Origin of the sequence: Streptomyces sp. NPDC057638, assembly GCF_042800315.1 — a bacterium.
Classification (GTDB): Bacteria; Actinomycetota; Actinomycetes; order Streptomycetales; family Streptomycetaceae; genus Streptomyces.
On the sequence record NZ_JBHVHF010000490.1, the window covers coordinates 1 to 3797 of the forward strand.

Annotated in this window: 1 protein-coding gene; it reads left to right on the forward strand. The window is 73.1% G+C overall.

Annotated features, from left to right (window positions below):
* Positions 1-663 precede the first annotated feature (663 nt).
* Positions 664-3705 carry an FG-GAP-like repeat-containing protein gene (locus ACFVIM_RS33790; protein WP_384309809.1) on the forward strand — a complete coding sequence of 1014 codons (3042 nt, stop codon included), beginning with the start codon at positions 664-666 and terminating at the stop codon, positions 3703-3705.
* Positions 3706-3797: the final 92 nt, after the last annotated feature.

Sequence of the window (3797 nt, forward strand, 5' to 3'; positions counted from 1 at the left end):
GCCCGCATCCCTTGGGATGCGGGCCCTGTCGCGTGCTGTGGCCCGCCCCCGGCCCGGTGTCGCGCCGTTGTCGGTCCTCGCCTCGGTGCCCCATGGCACGGTGCTCCCCCTCCCCTTGCCTCCGCCGTCCTCTGGTTTCCTTCCGTTTCCGCTCGGGCAGGGGTGTGCTCTGCGCTCGGAAAAATCTCGGGAACAGATGGACAACCATTGGCCTGGTCATGAGTCTCACTTGGCAGGAACCCCCGGGCGCGCTCTCTCCGAGTCCCTCCGCTTCGCTTCCGTCGCCACTGTTCCCCCAGGGATCGCCTGATCTCAGTGCGGTCACTGGTGTGACGGGAGTGAAGGGTGTGACTCGTATGCGAGCCATGGCCGGGGGTCCGACCTGACGTCGTGCCGCGCGCCGCCGTCGTACCACCGTCGTCCGTGGCGGTCGGCGGCCCCCGGGTCCCGGCCGGACGCGGGCGGGGTACGAGGGCGAGGCCGGCCGGGTGGCTCCGGTGCTCCGTGGGGGAGAGCGCGGGAGCGGACCCGGGCGGTCCCCGCGCGCGGCACGGCGAGAGGCCGCCAGCCGTGGCCGGTGGACCGATCACCCGGCGATAGAACGAGCAGCATGGCCGGGACGGGCGTTCGCGCGCCCGGCCCGCCCCATCGGAAGGACGATCCGTGCAGGTTTCCCCAACCCTCCCGTCCGGCGCGTGGACGCGCCGGGCCGTCGCCACCTCCGTGGTGCTCGCCGTGGGCGCCGGTCTGTGCGCGGTGACCGCGCCGACCGCGGCGGCGGCCCCCGGGGCGGTGGCGTCGGAGCAGGAGACCGTGGTGCCGCCGATCGTGGACAAGGGCTATCCCGCGACCCGGGCCTTCGAGTCGGGTGCCACCGGCTTCCTCCACACCCCGCCCGGTGGCACGGGCTCGTACTGGACGGAGTACGCCACGGGGAAGACGGTGCCCGCCCCGGGCCCCACCTCCGCGGGCCACTCCTGGCTGCGCGCCAAGCAGGCGGCCGAGCCCGCCGCCGACGGCTCCCGGCCCATCACGCTCACCGATCTGGCCACCGGCGCGGTGTCCACGGTGACCCTGCCCCCGGGCGCGGAGTGGACCCGGGCGTACACCAAGGACTCCGTCCTCGCCTTCCGGCGCGGCGCGGACGGCATGATCAGCGAGCTGTCCGTGCTGACCGCCGTCGACGGGCGCACCGAGTCCCGGCCGGTGGCCGGGCTGCCCGAGGGGGCCACCGGGTTCACCACCCAGATGGGGCAGGACTTCCATGGCGCGGTGCTCACCGTGACGCGGAAGGACGCCCCCGCCGTCCGGGTGCTGTTCTCCTACGAGGGGGCATGGCTGACCGAGCTGTCACAGGAGTTCACCGGTGGCGACGGGCTCCGGCTGGGCGGTGACCACGTCGTGGCGTACCAGCCCGGAAGCACGGAGGTGGTCACCCTCGACCGCCGGGTGAGGGAGGCCAAGCCGGTCACCACCACGCTGCCCGAGGAGTTCACGGGCCGGGTGGAACGGGTGATGGGGAGCGTCGGCGACTGGATCGTCTACCGCGTGCGGCACCAGGGCTGGGACACGGCCTTCGGGGCGCTCCACGCCATCCCGGTCGGCGGCGGCGCGTCACGCGAGCTGCTGCGGGAGGCCGACGTATGGCGCCACGCGGTCCCGGACGGCTCCCTGCTCGTCGCGGGCGGCTCCGGGTCGCGCGCGTGGGGCTACCAGCGGATCGCCCTCGGCGCCGACGGTGCCCCCGTGGCCACCATGGCGCTCCCCGTGGCGCCGCGCCATATCCGGTATGACGCCCTGGCGCTGGGCGCCGGACGCCTCGCCACCATCAACTCCACCGAGGAGTCGCGGCACCGGGCCCTGTACGAGCGGCGGACCGGCGCCGGAGCGGGCGCGCCCACCGTCTCCGAACCGGTGCAGCGGCAGTCGGTGAACCTCAGCGACGGTTCGCTCAGCCCGCTGGGTGAGGGGAGCTATCTCTATATCGCCGCCGGTTCGTTCGTGCTCTTCGCCGACGGCAGCGGCCACGGGCTGAACCAGCCCTCCCTCGGTGAGGGCAGCGCCCAGCGGATCGTGGACGCCACCGGGCGGTACGCGGTGCTGCGCACGCAGGACGGCAAGCAGCATGTGGCCGACCTCATGGACCGTTCCGCCCGGCCGTCCTTCGAGATCCCGGCCACCGCCGCCGCCGTCTGGGGCACCACCCTGTGGACGCCGGGCAAGGCCGGCGGCACCGTCGCCTGGCTCGACCTCAAGACGAAGAAGAAGTCGCCGGACCTGGCGACGGGGTCGGGCTGTGTCCCCAACGACCTCCAGGCCGTGGGCCGCTGGCTGCTGTGGGCCTGTGCCGACGGCACGGCGGGCGTCTGGGACCAGAAGAGCCGTACCAGCACACCGCTGCCGGGCGCGGAGACCAAGCTCGGCGACGGGTTCGCCGTCACCTCGAAGAACGGCAAGCTCTGGCTGAGCGACTTCCACCAGGGCACCGGCACGGCCCGGACGTCGGAGATCGGCCCGGCCGGACGGTTCACCGTGGACAAGTTCGGCGGGAACATCGCCTATCTCGGTGAGCGGGACGCGATCCACGTACGCCGGGTCGATGTCCCGAGGACGCCGGTCGGACTCCTGGAGGGGGAGGCGGACACCTCCGTCTCGGCCTCGGGTTCCTCCGGCTGGACGGGCCGCTGGCAGCTCAGCGTCCCGCCGGTCCGCTGGAGCGTCGGCTTCAAGGACAAGACCGGACGGACCGTTCGTACCGTCGCGTCCACCGAGAGCCAGGGCACGCGGGTCGCGGCCCGCTGGGACGGGAAGGACAGCGGCGGGAAGACGCTCGACGGCGGCCGCTACACCTGGACGCTGAGCGCCGACACCGGCACCGGGATGCGCGCCGTCACCAGCGGCGCGGTCGATCTGCTCGGCGGCAAGACCCCCTTCCGCGACCACGGCGGCGACGGTGTCGCCGAACTGGTCACCCAGCGGGGGACCGGCCTCACGGCGCACCAGGGGTTCGACAAGGGCTCCAGCACGGGCGGCCAGCTGAGCAGCTCCTCGGGCTGGAAGGACATCAACCGTGTCCTGCCCCTGGGCGATATGACCGGCGACCGCTGCAACGACCTGGTCGTCCGCACCACCAAGGGCGAGCTGTACCGCCATGACGGCGCCTGCGCCGGACTGCCGAAGCCGACCTCCCCGAAGAAGCGGATCGGCGCGGGCTTCTCCGCCTTCGACGCGCTGCTGTCCCCCGGTGATCTGACCGGGGACGGGCGGGTGGATCTGCTGGCCCGGGTCCGGTCCACCGGGGAGCTGTACCTCTACGCGGACAACGGTTCGGGCTCCCTCGCCCGCGCGGTGAAGCTGTCCGGCTCCTGGAAGGGGCTCACCCTGATCGGGGCGGGCGATCTGACCGGCGACGGTCACGGCGATCTGCTGGCCCGGGACGCGGGCGGTGAACTGTGGCGCTACAACGGGACGGGCAAGGCCACGGCCACGGGCACGTTCGCCGCGCGGAAGCTGGTCTTCAAGGACTGGGGTGCCGGGCGGAACGCGTTCGTGGGCGCCGGTGACCAGAACGGGGACGGGAAGAACGACCTGATCTCGCGCGACACCAACGGCAAGCTGCTGCGGAACCTGGGTGACGGGAAGGGCTCGTTCGGCGCGACGGCCCAGATCGGCACCGGCTGGGGTAGCTACTCGGGGCTGTACTGATCCACCCGGCCCGGTGTCCGGGCCTGGAGGTAATGCAGCTCTGCGAGCCCACGAGGCGTTGTAGGAGCGGGTGGGGCGGGGGCGGGTTGGGT